The organism is Streptomyces sp. MZ04, from assembly GCF_004684775.1.
Lineage (GTDB): Bacteria > Actinomycetota > Actinomycetes > Streptomycetales > Streptomycetaceae > Streptomyces.
In genome coordinates this window covers 1-1501 of record NZ_SRIC01000564.1, presented here as the reverse complement: position 1 = coordinate 1501, position 1501 = coordinate 1, and the positions used below count along the sequence as shown (strand labels likewise).

General features: G+C 72.6%; 1 protein-coding gene and 1 pseudogene. One reads left to right on the top strand and one right to left on the bottom strand.

The annotated features are described in order from the left end of the window. Nucleotides 1-71: 71 nt before the first annotated feature. Entirely contained in the window at nucleotides 72-911 is an 840-nt protein-coding gene (locus E2651_RS43150) for a nitrilase-related carbon-nitrogen hydrolase (RefSeq protein WP_135336720.1), read from the bottom strand. A 200-nt stretch (nucleotides 912-1111) separates the two neighbouring features. Between E2651_RS43150 and E2651_RS43140 the strand changes: the two are divergent. Further along, a pseudogene (locus tag E2651_RS43140) lies at nucleotides 1112-1402 on the top strand (bifunctional 3'-5' exonuclease/DNA polymerase); the annotation flags it as partial. Nucleotides 1403-1501 lie beyond the last annotated feature (99 nt).

Below are 1501 nucleotides of genomic sequence, written 5' to 3'. Positions count from 1 at the left end.
GGAAATGCTTGTTCGGTGAGCCGAGGCTGCCGGGGGCCCGCCCCCGGTCGAAGGCGCCCACGCCAGGAACCTCAGCTGTCACCCCCCTCATCGATCAAGCGCCGCACCTCCCGGTCCACCAGACCCAGCCGCGCCTCCGCCACCAGCGGCACCGCCCTCCGGTGGCGGCGGGACTCGTGGACGTCGATGTCGACCGTCACCAGCGCCGGCTCCCACTTCGGCGCCTGCGCGACCACCGAGCCCCGCGGGTCCACCACCCGCGAACCACCCCAGAACGACGCCCCGTTCTCGTTCCCGACGCGGTTCACGAAGACCACCCAGCACTGCAGCATCCGGGCCGTATAGGAGAGCAGCGTGTCCCAGTACAGGCCCGTGTCCATCGCCTCGGGATCGAGGCTGGCCGCGCTGTTCGTGGGGACGATGATGACCTCCGCCCCGTCCTGCACCGCGAGCCACGGCAGCACCGGCTGCCATGCGTCGTTGCAGACCAGGGTCGCCGCGCGGCCGTGCCCGCCCGGCAGGTCGTACGCACGTAGGTGCTGGCCGGGGCTGACGTGCTTGCGCTCCTCCCACGCCAGGTAGTTGGGGAGGTACAACTTCCGGTGCGCGTGGAGGAGTTGGCCGCTCGCGTAGTACGCCGACGTGTTGTACGCCCGCAGGCTCGTGTGTTCGTGGATGCCGACCATGGCATCGGGGCCGAGCGTCGACAGTTCCAGGAGGCGGGGGTCCTTCGCGTCCAGGGACGTGTCGCGGTGCAGTCCGCCCAAGTGGTAGCCGTGCAGGCTCAGCTCGGGGAAGACGACGAGATCCGCGCCCTGCGCCGCCGCCTCGCCGATCTGGTCCCGCGCCACCGCGAGGTTCTCGTCCACCTCGCCGAGGACACAGTCGGTCTGCGCAAGGGCCACTCTCATGGCTCCGAGCCTCGCAGCGCCCGGCGCCCCCCGCATGTCGGGGACGCCCGGCCGTGGCGCCCCGCACGCCGAACGCCGAACGCCGAACGCTGCACGCCACACGTGCACACATGCACACGCCGCACGCCACACGCCGCACGCCGCACGCCACAGGCCTTGGCCCCCGGCCGGTGTCAGTGGCGGCTGACACACTCGGCAGTGTGATCGAAAGGTGGGCCATCGCAGCCACCGGGACCGGCGGCGCCATCCTCGCCCCTCTCGGGGACGACGGCCTGCCCGCGGGCCCCGTCCAGGAGGAGCCGGACCTCGCCGGGGCCGTCCGCGACCGCCCCCACGTGACCCGCTGGGTCTGGCGCTCCACCGCCGAGATCTACCCCCGCCTGCTGGCCGCAGGCACCCGGGCCGACCGTTGCTACGACGTCGAGGACGCCGAGCAGCTCCTGCTCGGTCACGAAGGCCGCCTCGGCGAGCCCCGCTCGGCAGCCGCCGCCGGTCCCGGTGGCTGCGATGGCCCACCTTTCGATCACACTGCCGGGTGTGTCAGCCGCCACTGACACCGGCCGGGGGCCAAGGCCTGTGGCGTGAGGCGT